Source organism: Microbacterium testaceum (assembly GCF_001476285.1).
Lineage (GTDB): Bacteria > Actinomycetota > Actinomycetes > Actinomycetales > Microbacteriaceae > Microbacterium > Microbacterium testaceum_B.
On record NZ_LDRU01000003.1, the window covers coordinates 103,277 to 121,725 of the forward strand.

Genomic DNA, 18,449 nt, shown 5'->3' on the forward strand with positions numbered 1-18,449 from the left:
GTGCGGAGGTCGTGCGCGACACGCCGCGCGAGCGTCGCCGCGGGAGGCGTGTCGGTGACCGACTCCGCGCGACAGCGCGCGTCTCGCAGCTCGCGCCGTCGCCGTCCTCGCGCATGGCTCACGGTGAGGCGTCGAGCACCTCGGCCAGCACCCGCTTCGCGAACTCCGCCTCGCCGGGAGTGATGTTGGTGAGCATGATCAGCCCCTTCCACAGCGTCCACCCGGCGCCGCGGGCCCACGTGGCGTCATCGAGGTCGAGGGTGTCGCGAAACGCGCGGCGAGCCGTGCCACGGAACTGCGTCCAGAAGACGACCGTGTCGCAGGCGGGGTCGCCGATCGCCGAGCACCCGAAGTCGATCACCGCGGCCAGTTGATGATCGTCGTCGACGAGGAGGTTGCCGATGGCGACGTCGCCGTGAACCCACACGGGAGGTCCGGTGAACGCGGCGTCAAGGGCATCGCGCCAGACGCCGCGAGCACGGTCGCGCGCTGGCCTCTCGAGGAGGTCGAAGCGACGGACGACCTGGTCGTCCCACTGCTCGACGCCCCCGCCGCGGAACGCGCTGTGTTCTCCGGGCGGTGGGCCGTCCGTGGCATCCGTCCGTCGAAGGGCGGACAGGAAGGCGGCGAGGTTCTCGGCGAGCGCGATGTCGCCCGGGAGGACTGCCGGATCGGGACGACGCCCGGCGATCCATTCGTAGACCGACCACGGTGCCGGGAACGGGTCGGATGCGCGACCTCGACCCGCGACGGTCGGAATCGGCAGCGGAAGATGCGGGGCGAGCCGGGGGAGCCACCGCTGTTCGTTCTCCACCTGCGGGACATAGGCGACGTCCGCGGGGAGACGGGCGAGGAGGTCGTCACCGAGGCGGAACGTGCGGTGGTCGTTGCCCGACTCGACCATGGGGGTCACGGCGCGGCCCGCCCACCCCGGGAACTGCTCGCGGACGAGCCTCCGGACGAGCGCCGCGTCGATGGCATCCCGGGTGGGGAACATCGGGCCATGCTAGTCGGGCTCGTTCGCGGCCGAGCCGTCGCGCGGAGTTCGTGCGCGACACGCCGCGCGAGCGTCGCCGGGAGCGGCGTGTCGGCGCTCGACTCCGCTTCACGGCACGATCGGCGCCTGTCGCGCCGCCGCGGAGCATGCCGGGACCGGCACGCGCCCCGGACGGCCGCGGCGTCCGCCGTCAGAACTGCAGCATCCGACGGATCGCGACGACCGCGCCGCCGCGGGCCCACTCGGTGAACTCCACGGGTTCGACCACGAGGCGAACCGGCTCGTCCTCGGGGAGGCGCACGCCCGCGATCGCGTCCATCACGCGATCCGGCGAGATCTCCATCACCGCGAGGCCGTCACCGGTGAGCACGATCTTCTCGGGGTCGAGGGCGTTCGCCACGGTGCCGATGATCACCCCCAGGGCTCGCGCGGCGGCGTCGAAGGCGGCCCGTGCCTGCGCGTCGCCGGCGCGGGCGGCCGACACGGCGGCGGCGTAGTCCTCGGCTCCCGCCGCCTGGGCGATGCGCTCGCTCGGGAGGTACACGCTCGCGCAGCCGGCGTGCCCGCGGCCGCACGGCGGTCCCGTCGGGTCGATGGGGAGATGTCCGAGCTGACCCGCGCGGCCGCCATGACCGGCGACGACCTTGCCGTCGATCACGAGCCCGAAGCCGATGCCCGCGCCGACCGTGACCACGGCGAGCGAGTCGCACCCGGCCCCCGCGCCGTACCAGTGCTCCGCGGCGGTGAGGCCGCGGACGTCGTTGTCGGCGAAGACCGGGATGCCGAGGCGCCGGCCCAGCATGTCGGTGAGAGGCACGTCCTTCCAGCCGAGGAAGTACGACTCGATCACGACCTGTCGGCCGTCCACGGTGGCGAGATCACCCGCGAGACAGACGCCGACGGCGTGGATGTCGGCGTAGTCGCGCGCGAAGCGGGCGTGGATGTCGGCGATCTGGCCGACGGTGTCGTCGACCGCCCGCGAGCGGAGTTCCTCCTCGACCGAGGCGACGATGCGGGCTCGCAGGTCGGTCACGACGGCGAACACCGCGTCGCCGGTGAGCTTCACACCGAGGAAGTGGTGCTGATCCTCACGGACCGCGAGCATCTCACTCGGTCGTCCCATCGCCGCTCGCAGGGCGATCTCGCGCTCGGCGATGAACGCGTGCTCCATGAGCAGTCGTGTCGCGCGCGTCAGACTCGCCCGCGACACGCTGAGGCGACGCGCGATCTCGGCGCGGGGGAGTGGGCCGTGGATCAGCAGCTCGCGAAGCGTGCTGCGCTCGACTCCCGCGAGGTACGGCCACGCCCGACTCGACGACTCCTCGACGGCGGTACCGGTCATGGGCGTGCAGCCCGTGGCATCCGGAATGCGGACATGGTCAACATCGGCAACAAAGTATCACTTGTCTTCCTGGTGCGGCTCCCTCGCGCGCTCGATGAGAGTAGCAAGCGGCGGAGCGGGGTCGAGCGGATCGCTTGACGTACTTAGTTTACTCAAGTAACAATGGGCTCGGGGATGCGGTTCTCGCTCTCCGCTCACAGCCGGCACCGTCGCCACCGCGGCACGCGTGCCCCGGAAAGGATCGAAGATGCTCCTCAGCACGAAGCGCCGTCGGGCGCGTGCCTGGATCGCCGCGGCATCCCTCACCGCCGCCGCGTCACTCACTCTCGCGGGCTGCACCTCGTCGGGCGCGCCCGGGGGATCGGATGCCACGACCCTGGTCGCCTACACCGGCCAGGCCGGCGACTACCAGATCAACTTCAACCCGTACTCGCCGTCGCAGATCGGCGGCATCGGCACGATCTACGAATCGCTGTTCTTCGTCACCAACGTGAACACGAACGAGTACAAGCCGCTCCTCGGCACCGAGTACTCCTGGAACGACGCGGGTACGGAGCTGACGGTCAGGTTGCGCGACGACGTGACCTGGTCGGACGGCGAGCCCTTCACCGCCGACGACGTCGTCTTCACGTTCCAGATGCTGCTCGACACCCCCTCCATCAACAACTCCGGCTTCGACGGCACGGTTGAGGCGACCGGTGACCACGAGGTGGTCTTCCGCTTCGACTACCCCGCGTTCGTGAACGACCCCGCGATTCTCGGTCGTACCCCCATCGTCCCCGCGCACCTGTGGAAGGACATCGACCCGACGACCAACGTGATCGCCGAGCCCGTGGGGACCGGCCCGTACACGCTGGGCGACTTCAAGGCGCAGGCCTTCACCCTGTCGGCGAACCCCGACTACTGGGGCGGCGAGCCCGCGGTGAAGACCGTGCGCTACCTCTCGCTCTCGGGGAACACCGCCGGAGCGGACGCTCTGGCCGCCGGCACGATCGACTGGCAGACGGGCCCCGTGCCCAACATCCAGAAGGTCTCGGAGACCTACCCCGGCTACAGCGGGGTCACGATCGCCGCGAACCAGATCACGCTCATCACGTGCTCGAACGCCGACCTGGGCTGCGTCGGGCCGCAGACCGACCCCGCCGTCCGCCGGGCGATCTACGCGGCCCTGAACCGCGACCAGCTCAACTCCTTGGCGTTCCAGGGGACGGCGAGCGAGATCTCGCCGACGCTGGCCCTGCCGACGACGCAGACCGACTGGATCTCGTCGTCGATCGCCGAGCCGATCGCGCCGAACAGCCCGGACGTCGCCGCGGCCACGGCCGAGCTCGAGGCGGCCGGCTGGACGCGCGGCGCCGACGGGGTCTACGCGAAGAACGGCGAGCCCCTCGCCGTCACCGTCGAGGTCGTCACCGGCTGGACCGACTACATCACCGCCGTCGACACCATGTCGCAGCAGCTGAAAGAGGCGGGGATCGAGCTGCGCGTCGCGCAGTCGTCGTGGAACGAGTGGACCGACAAGCAGACCAAGGGCAACTTCCAGCTCTCGATCAACTCGCTCGGTCAGGGGGCCGTGTCCGACCCCTACTACCTCTACGACAAGTACCTCAACTCCGCGTTCACCGGGCCGGTCGGCGACGTCGCCTCTCAGAACGTCGCCCGCTTCAGCAACCCCGAGGTGGATGCCGCCCTCGCGGTGTTGAAGGTCACCGACCGGAAGGATGCCGCCGCGCGTCAGCCGCAGTTCGACACCATCCAGGCGATCATCACCGAGGACATGCCGTACATCCCCGTGCTCACGGGCGGCACGTCCAGCCAGATCCACACGGACAAGTTCGAGGGATGGCCGACGCAGGACGACCTGTACGCCTTCCCCGCGGTGTGGGCCTCGCCGGACAACGCCGAGGTCTTCAAAGCGCTGAAGCCGCGGGGGGAGTGAGCGTGCTCGCCACCGAGAGAGGATTCGTCGCCGTCACGGAAGGGAGACGGGCGTGAACTACTTCGTCCGCAAGATCGGGTTCTACGTCGTCGCCCTGTGGGCGGCGCTGACCCTCAACTTCCTCATCCCACGGCTGCTGCCGGGCAACCCCGTCGACATCCTGCTCGCCAAGCTCCAGCAGCGCGGCGGGATCGTCACCCCGGAGACGCGCAGCGCCTACGAACTCCTCCTCGGTGGCGACTCCTCCGAGCCGCTGATCGCGCAGTACGTCAGCTACCTCGTCAACGTGTTCCGGGGCGACCTCGGCATCTCGGTGACCTACTTCCCGACGCCGGTGAACGAGGTCATCGGGACGTCGCTCCCGTGGACGATCGTCCTCGTCGGGATCGCGACGGTGCTCGCCACCGTGATCGGCGTCGCGCTCGGTGCGATCGTCGGGTGGAAGCCGGGGACCTGGCTCGACTCCCTTGTCCCGGCGACGACGCTGCTCGCTGCGGTGCCGTACTTCTGGCTCGCGCTGATCCTGGTCTACGTCTTCGCGACGACGCTGCACCTCTTCCCCTCGCAGGGCGGGTACAACGTCGCCCTGGATCCGGGCTTCTCCGGCGAGTTCATCGGTTCGGCGATCCAGTACGGATTCCTCCCCGCCCTCACGATCGTTCTCGCCTCGGTCGGCGGGTGGCTGTTGGGGATGCGCAACATGATGGTGTCGACGCTGTCCGAGGACTACATCCTCACCGCACAGGCCAAGGGACTCACCCCGGGACGCATCCTTCGCAACTACGCCGCGCGCAACGCCGTCCTGCCCTCGATCGCCGGGTTCGCCATCTCGCTCGGCTTCGTCGTCTCGGGCTCGATCGTCACCGAGCAGGTGTTCTCGTACCCCGGCATCGGCTCCAAGCTCCTCTCGGCCGTGACCAACAACGACTACGCGCTGATGCAGGGCCTCTTCCTCTTCATCACCCTCGCCGTCCTCGGCGCCAACCTCATCGTCGATCTGTTCTACGGACTCATCGACCCCCGGACCCGTGCGCACGCCTGACGCCCGCCGACAAGGACCACTGCGATGACGAATCTCTCCCCGCGGACGGAACAGACCGTCCCGGATGCCACGATGGCGCTGGCAACAGCAGCCGCCGAACGACACCAACGCCCGCGCTCCGCGTGGCGCATGATGCTCCCGACGATGACGCCGTGGCTCGCGCTGGGACTCATCCTGATCGGTGTGATCGCCCTCTTCGGCGCGATCGCTCCGTTCTTCGTCTCGGACCCGAGCGTCATCCGTGACATCGGCCTCCAGCCCCCGAGCGCCGAGCACATCCTCGGCACCACCCAGACCGGACAAGACGTGTTCTCGCAGCTGGCGTACGCCACGCGCGGGTCTCTGCAGATCGGGCTCATCGTCGGGGTGCTCGCCACCGTGCTGTCGGCCTTCTTCGGCATCCTCGGTGCCTACATCGGCGGCTTCGCCGACGAGGCGTTCTCGCTGTTCTCCAACGTGTTCCTCGTCATCCCGGGGCTGCCGCTTGTCATCGTGATCTCGGGCTTCGTGCCGCAGGAGCAGCGCGGACTCTGGACGATCGCCGTGGTCCTCGCGATCACCGGGTGGGCGGCATCCAGTCGTGTCCTCCGCGCACAGACGCTCTCGATCCGCAATCGCGACTACGTCGCGGCCTCCCGGGTGTCGGGGGAGCGGGCGCCGCGCGTGATCGCGGTGGAGATCCTGCCTAACCTGCTGCCCGTCCTCGCGTCGCAGTTCGTGTTCGCCGTCATCTCCGCGATCCTCGCCGAGGCGGGTCTGTCGTTCCTCGGCCTGGGGGCGTCGAACTCATCGACTCTCGGGACGATGCTGTTCTACGCGCAGAACGGATTCGCGCTGCCACTCGGCGCCTGGTGGTGGTTCGTTCCGCCGGGCTTGATCATCGCGCTGTTCGGCATGGGCCTGTCCCTCGTGAACTTCTCGATCGACGAGATCATCAACCCCAAGCTCAAGAACGTCCGCCTCCACCGTCGGCGTGCCCGTGTCGCCGCGCGCCTCGAGAAGGCCGCGACCGCGCGCGCAACCCGCCGTGCCCAGGCCGAAGGGAGCCGCTCATGAGCGCGTCTCGCCCCGCCGTCATCACCGTCGACGACCTCTCGGTGGTCTACGAGGTCGACCCGCCCGTCGCGGCGGTCAAGAACGCGACGTTCTCGCTCGCCCCCGGCGAGATCCTCGGGCTCGCGGGCGAATCGGGCTGCGGAAAGACCACCCTCGCGTACGCGATCAACCGGCTGCACAAGCCGCCGGCGCGTATCGCCTCGGGAAGCATCACGTTCCACGGTCGCGAGGGGGACGACCTCGACCTGCTGGCCCTCGACGAGCACGCCCTGCGGGCGTTCCGCTGGAGCGAGCTGTCGATGGTGTTCCAGGGCGCGATGAACGCCCTGAACCCCGTGACGACGATCCGCGCGCAGCTGTGCGACGTGCTCTCGACGCACGTCCCGCACCTCTCGCGGAAGGAGCGCATCGCGCGGGCCGGAGACGTGCTCGAGCGCGTCGGCGTCTCGAGGGACCGCCTGCGGTCGTACCCCCACGAGCTCTCCGGCGGGATGCGGCAACGCGTGATGATCGCCATGGCGATGCTGCTCGAGCCGCAGGTGATGATCATGGACGAGCCGACGACCGCCCTCGACGTGGTCGTCCAGCGCGACATCCTGCGCGAGATCGTTCGCCTGCGCGACGAGCTCGACTTCGCCGTCATCTTCATCACGCACGACCTGCCGCTGCTGCTGGAGATCAGCGACCGCATCGCGATCATGCTGCGCGGCGAGATCATCGAGATCGGCTCGGCCGATCGCATCTACCGCGAACCCGAGCACGAGTACACGCGCCAGTTGCTGTCGTCGTTCCCGAGCCTCAGCGGCTCGCGCGGAGCGTTCATCCGCACCGGCACGGACGAAGAGAACGCGGACGAAGAGAAGGAGCAGACGCGATGACGAGGATGCGCGTGTCCGGCCTGACCAAGGACTTCACCATCCGCAAGGGCATCGGGCGCACCGCCTTCCGTGCGGTGGACGACGTGTCGTTCGACCTGCTTCCGGGGCGTACCGTCGCCCTGGTGGGGGAGTCGGGATCGGGCAAGTCGACGATCGCCCGCATGCTGGCCCGGCTCGAGAAGCCGACCGCGGGCGAGATCTCGGTCGAGACCGACGAGGGCGGGCAGATCCCGCGCGGAAGCTACCGCCGCCACGTGCAGATGGTGTTCCAGGACCCGTTCGCCTCGCTCAACCCGTTCCACACCATCGAGCACCACCTGGCGCGACCGCTGCGGTTGCACCGTCGCGCGTCCGGCTCGGCGGAGGTCCACGCGCAAGCGCTCGCGATGCTCGAGCGCGTGAACCTCACACCGGCCGAGACGGTCGCCACGCGCCGCCCGCACGAGCTCTCGGGCGGACAGCGCCAGCGCGTCGCGATCGCGCGAGCTCTCGCACCCGGGGCCGACATCGTCATCGCGGACGAGCCCGTGTCGATGCTCGACGTGTCGATCCGGCTCGGCGTGCTCAACCTGCTCGGACGGCTCCAGCGCGAGGACGACCTCGCGCTGCTGTACATCACGCACGACCTCGCCACCGCCCGACACTTCTCCGACGAGATCCTCGTGCTGTACCGCGGCCGTGTCGTCGAGCGGGGCCCCGCCGACGACGTCATCCTCGACCCGCACCACGACTACACCCGTCTGCTGGCACTCGCGGCTCCCGACCCCGGCAAGGTGGGCAAGGTCGTCTCGAGCGAAGCGGCACCGGATCGCGCGTCCCTCGACAACAGGATCTGCTACAACCACTACACCCAGGCATGGGAGTCGTCCGAGACGCAACCCGCCGCCGCGAAGGAGCGCACCCGATGACCCGCGACGAGACCACGGTGCCGTGGCCCACCGAGGGGCTGTCGTACGGCGGCGATTACAGCCCCGAACAGTGGTCGTGGGACGTCGTGCACGAAGACATGGAGCTCATGCGCCGAGCCGGGGTGAACCTCGTGACCCTCGGCGTGTTCTCGTGGGTCGTCCACGAGCCCCGAGACGGCGAGTTCGACTTCACGTGGCTCGACCGGATGCTGGATCTCCTGCACGAGAACGGCATCCGGGTCGACCTGGCGACCCCGACGGCGGCCGTGCCCATGTGGCTGCACGAGGCCCACCCCGAGATCCTCCCGCAGGACATCCACGGACACCCGCTCGCCCCCGGCGGGCGGCTCGGATGGTGTGCCTCGTCGTCGGTGTTCCGCTCCTACGCCCTGCGCATCGTCGAGCGGCTCGCCGAGCACGTCGCCGGCCACCCCGCCGTCCGCCTCTGGCACGTGAGCAACGAGCTCGGCGGGGGCAACGCGCGCTGTCACTGCCCGGTGTCGAACGCGCGGTTCCGCAAGTGGGTCGCCGAGAAGTACGGCGATGTCGCGGCGCTCAACGATGCCTGGGGCATGGCGTTCTGGGGCAACTCGTACTCGTCGTTCGCCGAGGTGACCACGCCGTGGGGCATCACGGCCCACAACCCCGGGCAACTGCTCGATTACGAGCGCTTCTCGTCCGACGAGCTCCTCGCGCACTACCGCGCCGAGAAGGAGGTGCTGCGCCGGGTAACACCCGAGGTGCCGGTCACCACGAACTTCATGGTGGGCATCGGCACCGACGTGGTCGACTACACACGCTGGGCCGACGAGATGGACATCGTCGCGAACGACCACTACACGGTCGGCCCCGATCCGCTGAAGCACCAGGACATCGCCTTCAGCGGAGACCGCATGCGCGGCATGAGCAAGGGCGCTCCGTGGATGCTGATGGAACACGCCACGGGCGCGGGGAGCTGGCATCCGGTCAACCAACCCAAGACGCCCGACGAGATCGTGCGGCACGCGCTCGCGCATGTCGCGCGCGGGTCCGACAGCGTCATGTTCTTCCAGTGGCGTGCCTCGATCTCGGGGACCGAGCAGTTCCACTCCGCGATGGTGCCGCACGCCGGGGCCGACAGCGTCGTGTACCGCACGATCGTGGACCTCGGCGCGAAGCTGAACGCGCTCGCCGAGGTGCGCGGCAGTCGTGTCGAGCCCGCCCGCGTGGCGCTCCTGCACGACAACGAGGCCGGCTGGGCGCTGCGGAGCGGCCTGAAGCCGCAGAACCCGCAGCGCTACGCCGACACGGCACGGGCGCTGCACAACGCGCTGTTCCAGCGCGCGATCACCGTCGACGTGGTCGCGCCGTGGGCGGATCTCGATGACTACACGCTCGTCGTCGTGCCGGGCCTGTTCCTGCTGTCGGACGAGAACGCTCGGTCGATCGAGGCCTTCGTCGAAGGGGGAGGCACCGTGATCGTCACGTGGTTCTCGGGCATCGTCGACGAGAACAATACGGTCCGCCCCGGTGGCTACCCCGGCATCCTCCGGTCGGTCGTCGGCACCTCCAGTGAGGAGTTCTTCCCCCTGGATGCCGAGCAGTCGGTCGCCCTCACGAACGGGTGGACGGGGCGTCGATGGATGGAGCGGGTACGCCCCGCCGACCCCGCCCTCGGAACGGAGAGCATCGCCGACTACGCCGACGGCGGATACCGCGGGGGACCGGCGATCATGCGCCGGCGCCTCGGGGACGGCGTCGCGTGGTACCTGTCGACCGACCTGGACGCGCCGAGCCTCGACGAGCTCGTCGGCCGCGTCGTCGCGGAGAGCGGCGTCTCGCCCGCGGCCGATGTGGCGCCGGGCGTCGAAGCCGTGCGGCGGACGTCCGCCGAGGCCACCTACCTCTTTTTGATCAACCACGCCGACGAGCCCGGCTGGGCCGACGTGAGCGGTGTCGACCTGTTGACCGGGCAGGAGCACGACCAGCGCGTCGTGCTCGAACCGGGAGCCGTCGCGGTGATCCGCGAACGCCCCGAGAAACGACCGTGACGGGCGACTGCCCGCATCCGAACAACCGACCCCCGAGGAAACACATGCACCGCCTGTCACTCGACGGACCCTGGACACTGACCGCCGTCGCCGGCCCCCTCCCCGCTGAGCTCGAGGGGGTCGAGGTGCCCGCGATCGTTCCGGGCTGCGTCCACACCGACCTTCGCCGCGCAGAGCTCATCCCCGACCCCTTCGACGGCGACAACGAGAGCCTGCTCGCGTGGATCGGCCGCTCCGACTGGGCGTACGAGCGCGTGTTCGACGCGGGCGACCTCGGCGGCGACGACCGGTGGGACCTCGTCGCCGAGGGCCTCGATACCTTTGCGACGATCTGGCTCAACGGCCACCTCGTCGGGCACACGCAGAACCAGTTCCGCTCCTACCGCTTCGACGTCGTCCCCTACCTCCGCCCCACGGACAACCACCTGCGCATCGTCTTCTCGTCACCCGTGGTGCGCGCCGAGTCGCTCGCCCGCGTGCACGGCGAACTGCCGCACGTCAACCACCACCCCTACAACACGGTGCGCAAGTCCGCCTCCAATTTCGGCTGGGACTGGGGCATCGACGTCGCCACGAGCGGCATCTGGAAGAGCATCGGCCTCGAGTCGTGGTCGGGGGTGCGCGTGACCGATGTCCGCCCGCTCGTCGGGATCGACGGGTCGACCGGCCTCCTCGACGTGCACATCGGCGTGGAGTGGGACGGCGTTCCGACCACCGCCGAGCTGGACGTCGAACTGCGTGGCCCCGAGGGAGACCTCTGTGCGCGCGCCACCGTCGTCGCGGAGGGGGAGGGCGTGGCATCCGCTCGTCTTCTCGTCGACGACGTGCAGCGCTGGTGGCCGCGCGGCTATGGCGAGCAACCGCTCTACGGCGTGTCCGTGGGGCTGAGCGGCGCCGCGGAACGGTGGAGCGGGCGGGTCGGCTTTCGGACGGTCGAGCTGCAGACACCGGCCGACCGGGCGGGCACGGCGTTCCGCATCGTCGTCAACGGCGAGCGCATCTTCGTGAAGGGGGCGAACTGGATCCCCGACCACGCCTTCATCACCGAGATGGATGCCGAGCGCTACCGGCGCAGGATCACCGACGCCACCGACGCCCACATGAACCTCCTGCGGGTCTGGGGCGGCGGCTTCTACGAATCGGACGACTTCTACGACCTCTGCGACGAGCGGGGCGTGCTCGTGTGGCAGGACTTCCTCTTCGCGTGTGCGGCGTACTCGGAGGACGACGTCATGAAGGTCGAGGTCGAGGCCGAAGCGCGTGAGGCGGTGACCCGGTTGAGCCCGCATCCTTCGCTGGTGGTCTGGAACGGCAACAACGAGAACATCGTCGCGTTCGCCGAGTGGCCGTCGTGGCGTCCGCTGCTGCGCGGTCGCCCCTGGGGTGACCACTACTACCGCGAGGTGTTCCCGCGGATCGTCGCCGAGCTCGACGGCACGCGTCCGTATTCGCCCGGGAGCCCGTACTCGTACGACGACTACCTCAGCCCGAACGATGCCGCGCACGGCACGATGCACATCTGGGACGTGTGGAACGTGCTCGACTACACCGAGTACACACGGCACCGTCCCCGCTTCGTCTCGGAGTTCGGCTTCCAGGGGCCGCCCGCGTGGAGCACGCTGACGCGTGTCGTCCACGATGAGCCGCTCGACCCGTTCGGCCCGCAGATGCTCGTGCACCAGAAGGCCGATCAGGGCAACCTCAAGCTCGAGCGCGGCATGGCCGGACACCTCGCGGCGCCGACGAACATCGACGACTGGCACTGGGCCACGCAGCTCAACCAGGCGATGGCGATCCGTTTCGGCATCGAGTACTTCCGCTCGCTCGGGGAGCACCTGACCGGTGCGATCGTCTGGCAGCTGAACGACAACTGGCCCGTCGTGTCGTGGGCGGCGGTCGACTTCGACGAGCACCGCAAACCCCTGTGGCACGCGCTGCAGCACGTCTACCAGCCGCGTCTGCTCGTCGCGCGCGGCGACGCGGAGGGTGTGACCGTGAGCCTGTCGAACGACGATCCGGAGCCCTGGGCGGGCGCGGTCACCGTCGTCCGCGCGACCTTCGCGGGCGAGGAGCGGGCGCGCGCGGAGGTGCCCGCGGAGGTCGGCACGCGCTCTCACGCTGAGCTGGTCGTGCCCGAAGACGTTCTGCGGGAGTGGGACGTGGCGCGCGAGATGCTGGTGATCGATGCCCCGGGATTCGGGCGCGCGATCCACCACGGGGCCGAGGTGGTCGACCAGGTCCTGGATGCCGATCCCCTCGAGGTCTCGGCCCACCACTCGGACGACGGCTGGGTCGTCGTCGTGACCGCCCGTTCTCTCGTGCGCGACGTGACTCTCCTGGTCGACCGCGCCGATCCGTCGCTGTCCGTCGACACGGGCTTGCGCACGCTCCTGGCCGGTGAGACCGCGGAGTTCCGCGTGCGCGGAAACGCCGGCGACGTGGCATCCCTCACCTCTCCGCTCGTCGTGCGGCATGCGAACGCGTTCTCGGCCGCTGCCTCGAATGTCGTGCGCGCATGACACACCGCTCGCTCATCCACCTCTCCGCGGCGGGGGTTTCGCTGCTGCTCGATGTGGGCGGTGCTCGGCTCCCCGCGGTGCTGCATTGGGGAGCGTCCCTCGGCGACATCGACGAAACGGATGCCGAAGCCCTCGCCAGCGGCGCGGTCGAGCCGATCGTCCCCAACGCGATCGACGTGCCGGTGCGCCTGTCGGTGCTGCCCGAGCCGTGGACGGGATGGATGGGCAAGCCCGGGTTGGAGGGGCACCGTTCGGGGGCGGGGTGGTCTCCTCACTTCGTCGCGAGCGGCGGTGCCCTGGACGGTGCGCCGATCGCCGGGGGCTTCGTCGCTTCGGGCCCGGGCATCGTGACCGTGGACGCGCACGATCCGGACGCCGGCCTCGACGTCGCGCTCTCGATCGAGCTCACGCCGTCGGGCGTCGTCCGCCTCGGCGCGGAGGTCGTCAACGTCGGCGCGGGCGACTACGACGTGAGCGCCCTGCAGCTCGCGCTGCCGGTCCCGCCGATCGCGCGCGAGGTGCTCGACTTCGCGGGGCGGTGGGGCAAGGAGCGCATTCCGCAGCGCCGACCCCTGGTCGTCGGGATCGAGGAGCGCGAGGGCCGGCGCGGACGCACCGGCGCCGACGCCGCGACCCTCCTCACGCTCGGCGTTCCCGGCTTCGGCTTCGGCAGCGGGGAGGTCTGGGGCGTCCACGTCGGCTTCAGCGGAAATCACCGCCACTACGCCGAACGCCTGTCGTCGGGTGTGCAGGTGATCGGCGGCGGAGAACTGCTCCTTCCCGGAGAGATCCGTCTCGCCCCGGGCGAGGGATACCGGATGCCACCGCTCTACGCCGTCTACGGCGACGGTCTCGATGACCAGGCGCGACGCCTTCACGCACTGCTGCGTGCGAGGCCGCACCACCCCGGCCGACCCCGGCCGGTGACCCTGAACGTGTGGGAGGCGGTGTACTTCGACCACGACATGCCTCGCCTGCTCGATCTCGCCGAGCGGGCCGCGGGAGTCGGGGTGGAACGCTTCGTGCTCGACGACGGCTGGTTCCGCGGCCGCCGCGACGACACCGCCGGGCTCGGCGATTGGTTCGTCGACGAGACCGTGTGGACCGGGGGGCTGCGGCCCCTCGCCGACGGGGTCCGTGCGCTCGGCATGGAGTTCGGACTGTGGTTCGAGCCCGAGATGGTGAACCCCGACTCCGACCTCGCGCGCGAGCACCCCGAGTGGATCCTTTCGACGGGTGAACGCCTGCCCGTCCTCGCGCGGAACCAGCTGGTCCTCGACCTCGCCCACCCGGATGCGTACGCGTACCTGCTCGAACGACTCTCCGCGGTCGTGTCCGACAGCGACGTCGCCTACGTGAAGTGGGATCACAACCGCGATCTCGTCGACGCGGGCACCGGGCGACGCCGGGTCGCGGGGGTGCATCGACAGACCCTTGCGGCCTACCGACTCATGGACGATCTCCGGGCACGGTTCCCGGGCCTCGAGATCGAATCGTGCTCGTCGGGTGGATCGCGGGTGGATCTCGGCATCCTGGAACACACCGACCGGGTGTGGGTGTCGGACTGTATCGACCCCCTCGAACGGCAGGACATGAACCGGTGGACGATGCAGCTGCTCCCGCCCGAGCTGCTCGGTTCGCACATCGCGTCCGGGGAATCCCACACCACGGGGCGCCGGCACACGCTGTCGTTCCGTGCGGCGACCGCGCTGACCGCGCACTTGGGGGTCGAATGGGATCTCGCCCGAGCGACGACCGAGGAGTTGGCGGAACTGGGGGAGTGGATCGCCTTCCATAAAGCACATCGTGAGCTTTTCCACACCGGCGACATGGTGCGCGTCGACACCTCCGATCCGACGCTGCGTCTGTCGGGGACGGTGTCGGCGGACCGGGAGCGGGCACTGTTCGTCCTCGCCACGGTGGGACGCTCCGAGGTGTCGCCGCGCGGGCGCTTCGTCTTCCGCGGTCTGGACGAGAGCCGCCGCTACGCGGTCGTGCCCGTGCACCCGGGTGGACGACCGCGCGGTTTCACCCCGGCCCCGTGGTTCGGCGCCGAGACCGCGGACGGTTACGCGGGCGTGCAGCTCTCGGGCCGCGCCCTCATGACCGCGGGGCTGCACACCCCGGCGATGTTCCCGGAGTCGGCGGTGGTGTTCCAGGTGACGGCGGTGTGAGAGGGCCGGCGGGTGACGGGCGCGCTCAGCCCGGCCACACCCGCCGCTCGAGCCGGTCCAGCAGCAGCTCGACCGCCGAGCCCTCCATGCCGCGCACCCAGCGCTGCCTCTCGGACGGGTGCGACGACACCGTGCGTCCGCGCTCGCCGCGTTCGAGGCGCACATCGATGCGTCCGCGGGCGACGCTGACCCCGCGCAGCGCGCCCGCGGCGACCATCGCGGCGAGCGGGTCGTGCAGTGCGCAGCGGCGGTCGGGGAACACGCGGCCCTCGTAGAAGTCGAGGTAGGCCGGGAGCATCGCGGCCAACGCCCGGGGGAGGGCGCCGGGGATCGCGTCGAGGCGCACGAGGTCGGTGGCATCCAGGGTCTGCGTCATCGTCACGTCGAGGGGGACGGCGGTGATGTCCCAGTCCTGCGCGAACACGACGGCGGCGGCCTCGGGGTCGTTGTGGATGTTGGCTTCGGCCCACGCGGTCACATTGCCCGAGTGCGAGAACGCGCCTCCCATGATCACGAGCCGGTCGAGAGCGGCCACCCCGGGGGTCTCGGCGTACGCGGCGAGGTTCGTGAGCGGTCCGAGGGCGAGCACGGTGAGATCCGGATGCCGCTGGGCCAGGTGATCGATGAGCTCGACGGCCGCGCGGGCGTCGTGTGCGCGGGCGGCCGCCGTCAGCGCGATCCCGCCGACCCCGTCCGCCCCGTGGACGTGCGGAGCCCCACCCGCGTACTCACGCCCGCGGAAGTCGTGCGCTCCGATTGCGACGGGGATGTCGTCGACCTCGGCGAGCTCGAACAAGGAGAGGGTGTTGGCGGCCGCGCGGGCGGCATCCGTGTTTCCCGACACCGTCGTGACGCCGACGATCTCGACCGTCGGCTCGGCCAGCAGGTACGCCAGGGCGAGGGCGTCGTCGATGCCGGTGTCGCAGTCGACGAGGATCGGGCGGCGGGTCATGCGGATACTCCGTACGCGTCGAGGGGTTCGAGGGCGGGTTGCGACGCGTCGTCGGCGACGGCCGCGGCTCCCACGGCGCAGGCGCGCGCGAGGGCGTCGGCCTCGGCGTCGCCGCGCAGCAGCCCGCAGACGAGCGCCGCGCAGAAGGCGTCGCCCGCCCCGACGGTGTTGCGGACGGTTGTGCGCACCCCCTCCGCCGCGGCGACGAGCTCGCCGTGGCGGTACAGGCGCGCGCCGTCGGCGCCGAGCGTCACGCACAGCAGGGGAGCGTCGTGCACCTCGGGGAGCTGCGCGTACTCCGTTTCGTTCACGATGATCAGGTCGCAGCGCTCGAGGACCCCCGCGGGCAGGGGCCGCGCGGGAGCGGCGTTCAGCGCGAGGTAGCCCGCGGCCTCCGCGGCGGCCGAGACGACGGCATCCGAGACCTCCAGCTGCATCAGCACCGCGGCGCCGGGCTCGATTCCGAGCGTGCCCGGGTCGATCGCCGCATTCGCTCCCGCGCACACGACGATCGAGTTCTCGCCCGTCGCGTCGACGACGATGAGCGCGGTGCCGGTGGCGGCCTCGGTGCTCTGCACACCGGACGCGTCGATGCCCACGGCGGCCAGTTGATCCCGGATGCCGCGCCCGTCGAGGTCATCGCCCACGGCGCCGACCATCCGCACCTCGGCGCCCAGTCGCGCGGCCGCGACCGCCTGGTTCGCGCCCTTCCCGCCCGGCCCGCGCTGGAGCACCCCGTCCGCGACGGTCTCTCCCGCGGCCGGGGCGCGCTCGACGCGCGCGGTGAGGTCGACGTTGATGGCGCCGACGACGGTGAGACGGGGGACGGCAGAAGACGGGCTCACGAGAACCCAGCCTGTCACGGTCCGCCGACATTGCCGGTGACACGGGCCGGTGACACGGGCGGGTGACACGCGCGCGCGACACGAGCGCGCGAGTGCGCGACGATGTTCGCATGACCTTCGACGACGCCCTCCGCGACCTCGAGCGCGCCCTGGATGCCATGGGCCACGGCGATCCCCGCCCGTTCGCGTCGCTGTGGACCCGCACCGATGACGCCACGCTCATGGGCGGCTTCGGGACGCACGCGACGACCGCCGCCGACGTCGCGGCGACGCTCGAGGTCGTGGCGCGCCGCTTCCGCGGCGGAACCCTCGTGCCCGAGTACGACCGCGTGCTCGTCGGGGAGGACTGGGCGATGACGGCGGGACGCGAGAGCGGCGTGCTGTCGGTCGACGGCGCCGAACCGCGGCCTTTCGTCGTCCGTGTCACCCATGTCTGGCGTCGCGAAGAGGGCGCGTGGCGCATCGTGCACCGGCACGGCGACCACACCACGACGCCGGTCTGAGGCCGGCTCCGGCCCGCGGTCAGTGCAGGAGCAGCTTCGCCACGATCAGCAGGCCGGCGATGACCGCCGCGCCGACGGCCGTGAGGATCACCACGATCGGGGAGTACCCGCGCAGACGCGCGCCGACCGTCGCCACCGCGACGAGATAGGCCATCGCCACGCCGACGCCCCAGAGGAGAGCGGTGGGCAGGTCGACACCGGTCGCCACGAGCACCACGACGACGAGGAGCGGCAGGAATGTGACCGACACCATCGGTGCGCTGACCGCGAGGTGGTGTCGGATGATCGACAGCGGACGCTTCGCGGAGACATCGCCGAGCGAGTAGGCGAAGACATGGGTGGCGAAGTACACGACGTTCGTCAGCGCCACCACCGCGATCACGTCGCTCAGATCGGCGTCGCCGAGACCGATGAGAGTGGATGCCGACACCAGAGCGCCGTAGCATCCGGCACTGATCCGCTCGGCGGCGTCGGTTCCGAGGCGGCGGGCGTTTTCGGCATCCATGGGGTCAGTCTGTCGGGGAACGGCGCCGGAGCCCCGCCGACACGATCGCGACCACGGTTCCGACGGCGACGCCGACAATCGTCTCGAGCACGCGATCGCGCAGCAGCAGGTCGGGCGTGACCGGCGAGGCGAGCGAGACCATGAGGAGGGCGAGCGGCGTGATGAAGATCATCGCGATGCCGTAGTTGCGGCCCACGAACAGCTCGGCACCGGCCTGCAGGGCGACGGCGACGGCGATCACGAGCCACGGCGGCAGGTCGAGGGCGAGGAGTCCGGCCGCGATGAGCACGCCGAGGAGCGTTCCGGCCAGCCGCTGGACGCCGCGGATGAGACGAGCGGTCACGTGCGCGCCGCCGACCGCCGCCACCGCGCCGACCATGGCCCAGTACCAGTGCGTGCCGATCAACAGCGCGCCCGCGATGCCGGCGAGCAGGGCCGCGACGCCGACCGTCGCGGTCATCTCCCACGCGACGGGGCCGATCGGCGGGCGCGTGCGCTCGGGGCGTCGCCAGGACGCGCGGCGGCTGAGTGCGAGGACGGTCGTGACGACGAGGCTCCAGATGACGCTCGCGCCGCCGACGAGCAGCACGAGGCCGAAGGTCGCCGCCGTCGCGGGAAAGCTCGCCGTCGCCCCCGCCGCGAACACCGCGAACAACGCCCCCGGCGGGTGCCAGCGATGGCGGTAAGCGAACAGGGTCACTGCGGCCGCGAGCACGGCGATGACCGCGACGCTCGCGATCGCGGGCGTCGCGAAAAACG

The 18,449-nt window shown here is 70.5% G+C and carries 15 protein-coding genes; 9 read left to right on the forward strand and 6 right to left on the reverse strand.

The features are described 5' to 3' along the window. Window positions 1–118 precede the first annotated feature (118 nt). Window positions 119–997, reverse strand: a complete 879-nt coding sequence (locus tag NS283_RS01365; protein WP_058595085.1) for an aminoglycoside phosphotransferase family protein — start codon at window positions 995–997, stop codon at window positions 119–121. Between the two features lie 190 nt (window positions 998–1,187). Continuing rightward, entirely contained in the window at window positions 1,188–2,339 is a 1,152-nt protein-coding gene (locus NS283_RS01370) for an ROK family transcriptional regulator (protein WP_058595086.1), read from the reverse strand. 247 nt (window positions 2,340–2,586) lie between these two features. Here NS283_RS01370 and NS283_RS01375 point away from each other — a divergent pair, with 247 nt between their 5' ends. The 8 genes from NS283_RS01375 to NS283_RS01410 are packed head-to-tail and all read left to right on the forward strand — an operon-like array spanning window position 2,587 to window position 14,885. Further along, entirely contained in the window at window positions 2,587–4,278 is a 1,692-nt protein-coding gene (locus NS283_RS01375; protein WP_058595087.1) for an ABC transporter substrate-binding protein, read from the forward strand. A 52-nt stretch (window positions 4,279–4,330) separates the two neighbouring features. Next, on the forward strand, window positions 4,331–5,320 hold the full coding sequence (locus NS283_RS01380) for an ABC transporter permease (RefSeq protein ID WP_058595088.1): 990 nt from the start codon (window positions 4,331–4,333) through the stop codon (window positions 5,318–5,320). A gap of 24 nt (window positions 5,321–5,344) precedes the next feature. Continuing rightward, entirely contained in the window at window positions 5,345–6,376 is a 1,032-nt protein-coding gene (locus NS283_RS18525) for an ABC transporter permease (protein ID WP_058595089.1), read from the forward strand. Then, window positions 6,373–7,254, forward strand: coding sequence for an ABC transporter ATP-binding protein (locus NS283_RS18530; protein WP_058595090.1), 882 nt, complete (start codon window positions 6,373–6,375; stop codon window positions 7,252–7,254). The genes NS283_RS18525 and NS283_RS18530 overlap by 4 nt, the downstream gene beginning before the upstream one ends. Then, window positions 7,251–8,162, forward strand: coding sequence for an ABC transporter ATP-binding protein (locus NS283_RS01395; protein ID WP_058595091.1), 912 nt, complete (start codon window positions 7,251–7,253; stop codon window positions 8,160–8,162). Before NS283_RS18530 ends, NS283_RS01395 begins: the two co-directional genes overlap by 4 nt. Beyond that, window positions 8,159–10,192 carry a beta-galactosidase gene (locus NS283_RS01400; RefSeq protein ID WP_058595092.1) on the forward strand — a complete coding sequence of 678 codons (2,034 nt, stop codon included), beginning with the start codon at window positions 8,159–8,161 and terminating at the stop codon, window positions 10,190–10,192. The genes NS283_RS01395 and NS283_RS01400 overlap by 4 nt, the downstream gene beginning before the upstream one ends. 44 nt (window positions 10,193–10,236) lie before the next feature. Beyond that, on the forward strand, window positions 10,237–12,711 hold the full coding sequence (locus NS283_RS01405) for a glycoside hydrolase family 2 protein (protein WP_058595093.1): 2,475 nt from the start codon (window positions 10,237–10,239) through the stop codon (window positions 12,709–12,711). Beyond that, the gene (locus NS283_RS01410; RefSeq protein WP_058595094.1) at window positions 12,708–14,885 is read left to right on the forward strand and encodes an alpha-galactosidase; all 2,178 of its coding nucleotides are present in this window, start codon (window positions 12,708–12,710) and stop codon (window positions 14,883–14,885) included. Before NS283_RS01405 ends, NS283_RS01410 begins: the two co-directional genes overlap by 4 nt. A 25-nt stretch (window positions 14,886–14,910) precedes the next feature. Here the strand turns inward: NS283_RS01410 and NS283_RS01415 are convergent, their stop codons facing one another. Further along, a complete protein-coding gene (locus NS283_RS01415) occupies window positions 14,911–15,837 on the reverse strand; it encodes a nucleoside hydrolase (RefSeq protein WP_058595095.1) in 927 nt (308 codons plus the stop codon). Continuing rightward, complete coding sequence (locus tag NS283_RS01420; RefSeq protein WP_058595096.1) at window positions 15,834–16,682, reverse strand: ribokinase; 849 nt, start codon at window positions 16,680–16,682, stop codon at window positions 15,834–15,836. The genes NS283_RS01415 and NS283_RS01420 overlap by 4 nt, the downstream gene beginning before the upstream one ends. 110 nt (window positions 16,683–16,792) lie before the next feature. Between NS283_RS01420 and NS283_RS01425 the strand changes: the two genes are divergently transcribed. Further along, a complete protein-coding gene (locus NS283_RS01425; RefSeq protein WP_058595097.1) occupies window positions 16,793–17,185 on the forward strand; it encodes a YybH family protein in 393 nt (130 codons plus the stop codon). A 19-nt stretch (window positions 17,186–17,204) separates the two neighbouring features. Here NS283_RS01425 and NS283_RS01430 read toward each other — a convergent pair whose 3' ends face one another. Both NS283_RS01430 and NS283_RS01435 read right to left on the reverse strand, forming a co-directional pair. After that, on the reverse strand, window positions 17,205–17,690 hold the full coding sequence (locus NS283_RS01430; protein ID WP_058595098.1) for a hypothetical protein: 486 nt from the start codon (window positions 17,688–17,690) through the stop codon (window positions 17,205–17,207). Window positions 17,691–17,694: 4 nt separating this feature from the next. Next, window positions 17,695–18,449: FUSC family protein (locus tag NS283_RS01435; protein ID WP_058595099.1), on the reverse strand; the 755-nt coding region annotated here is incomplete at its 5' end.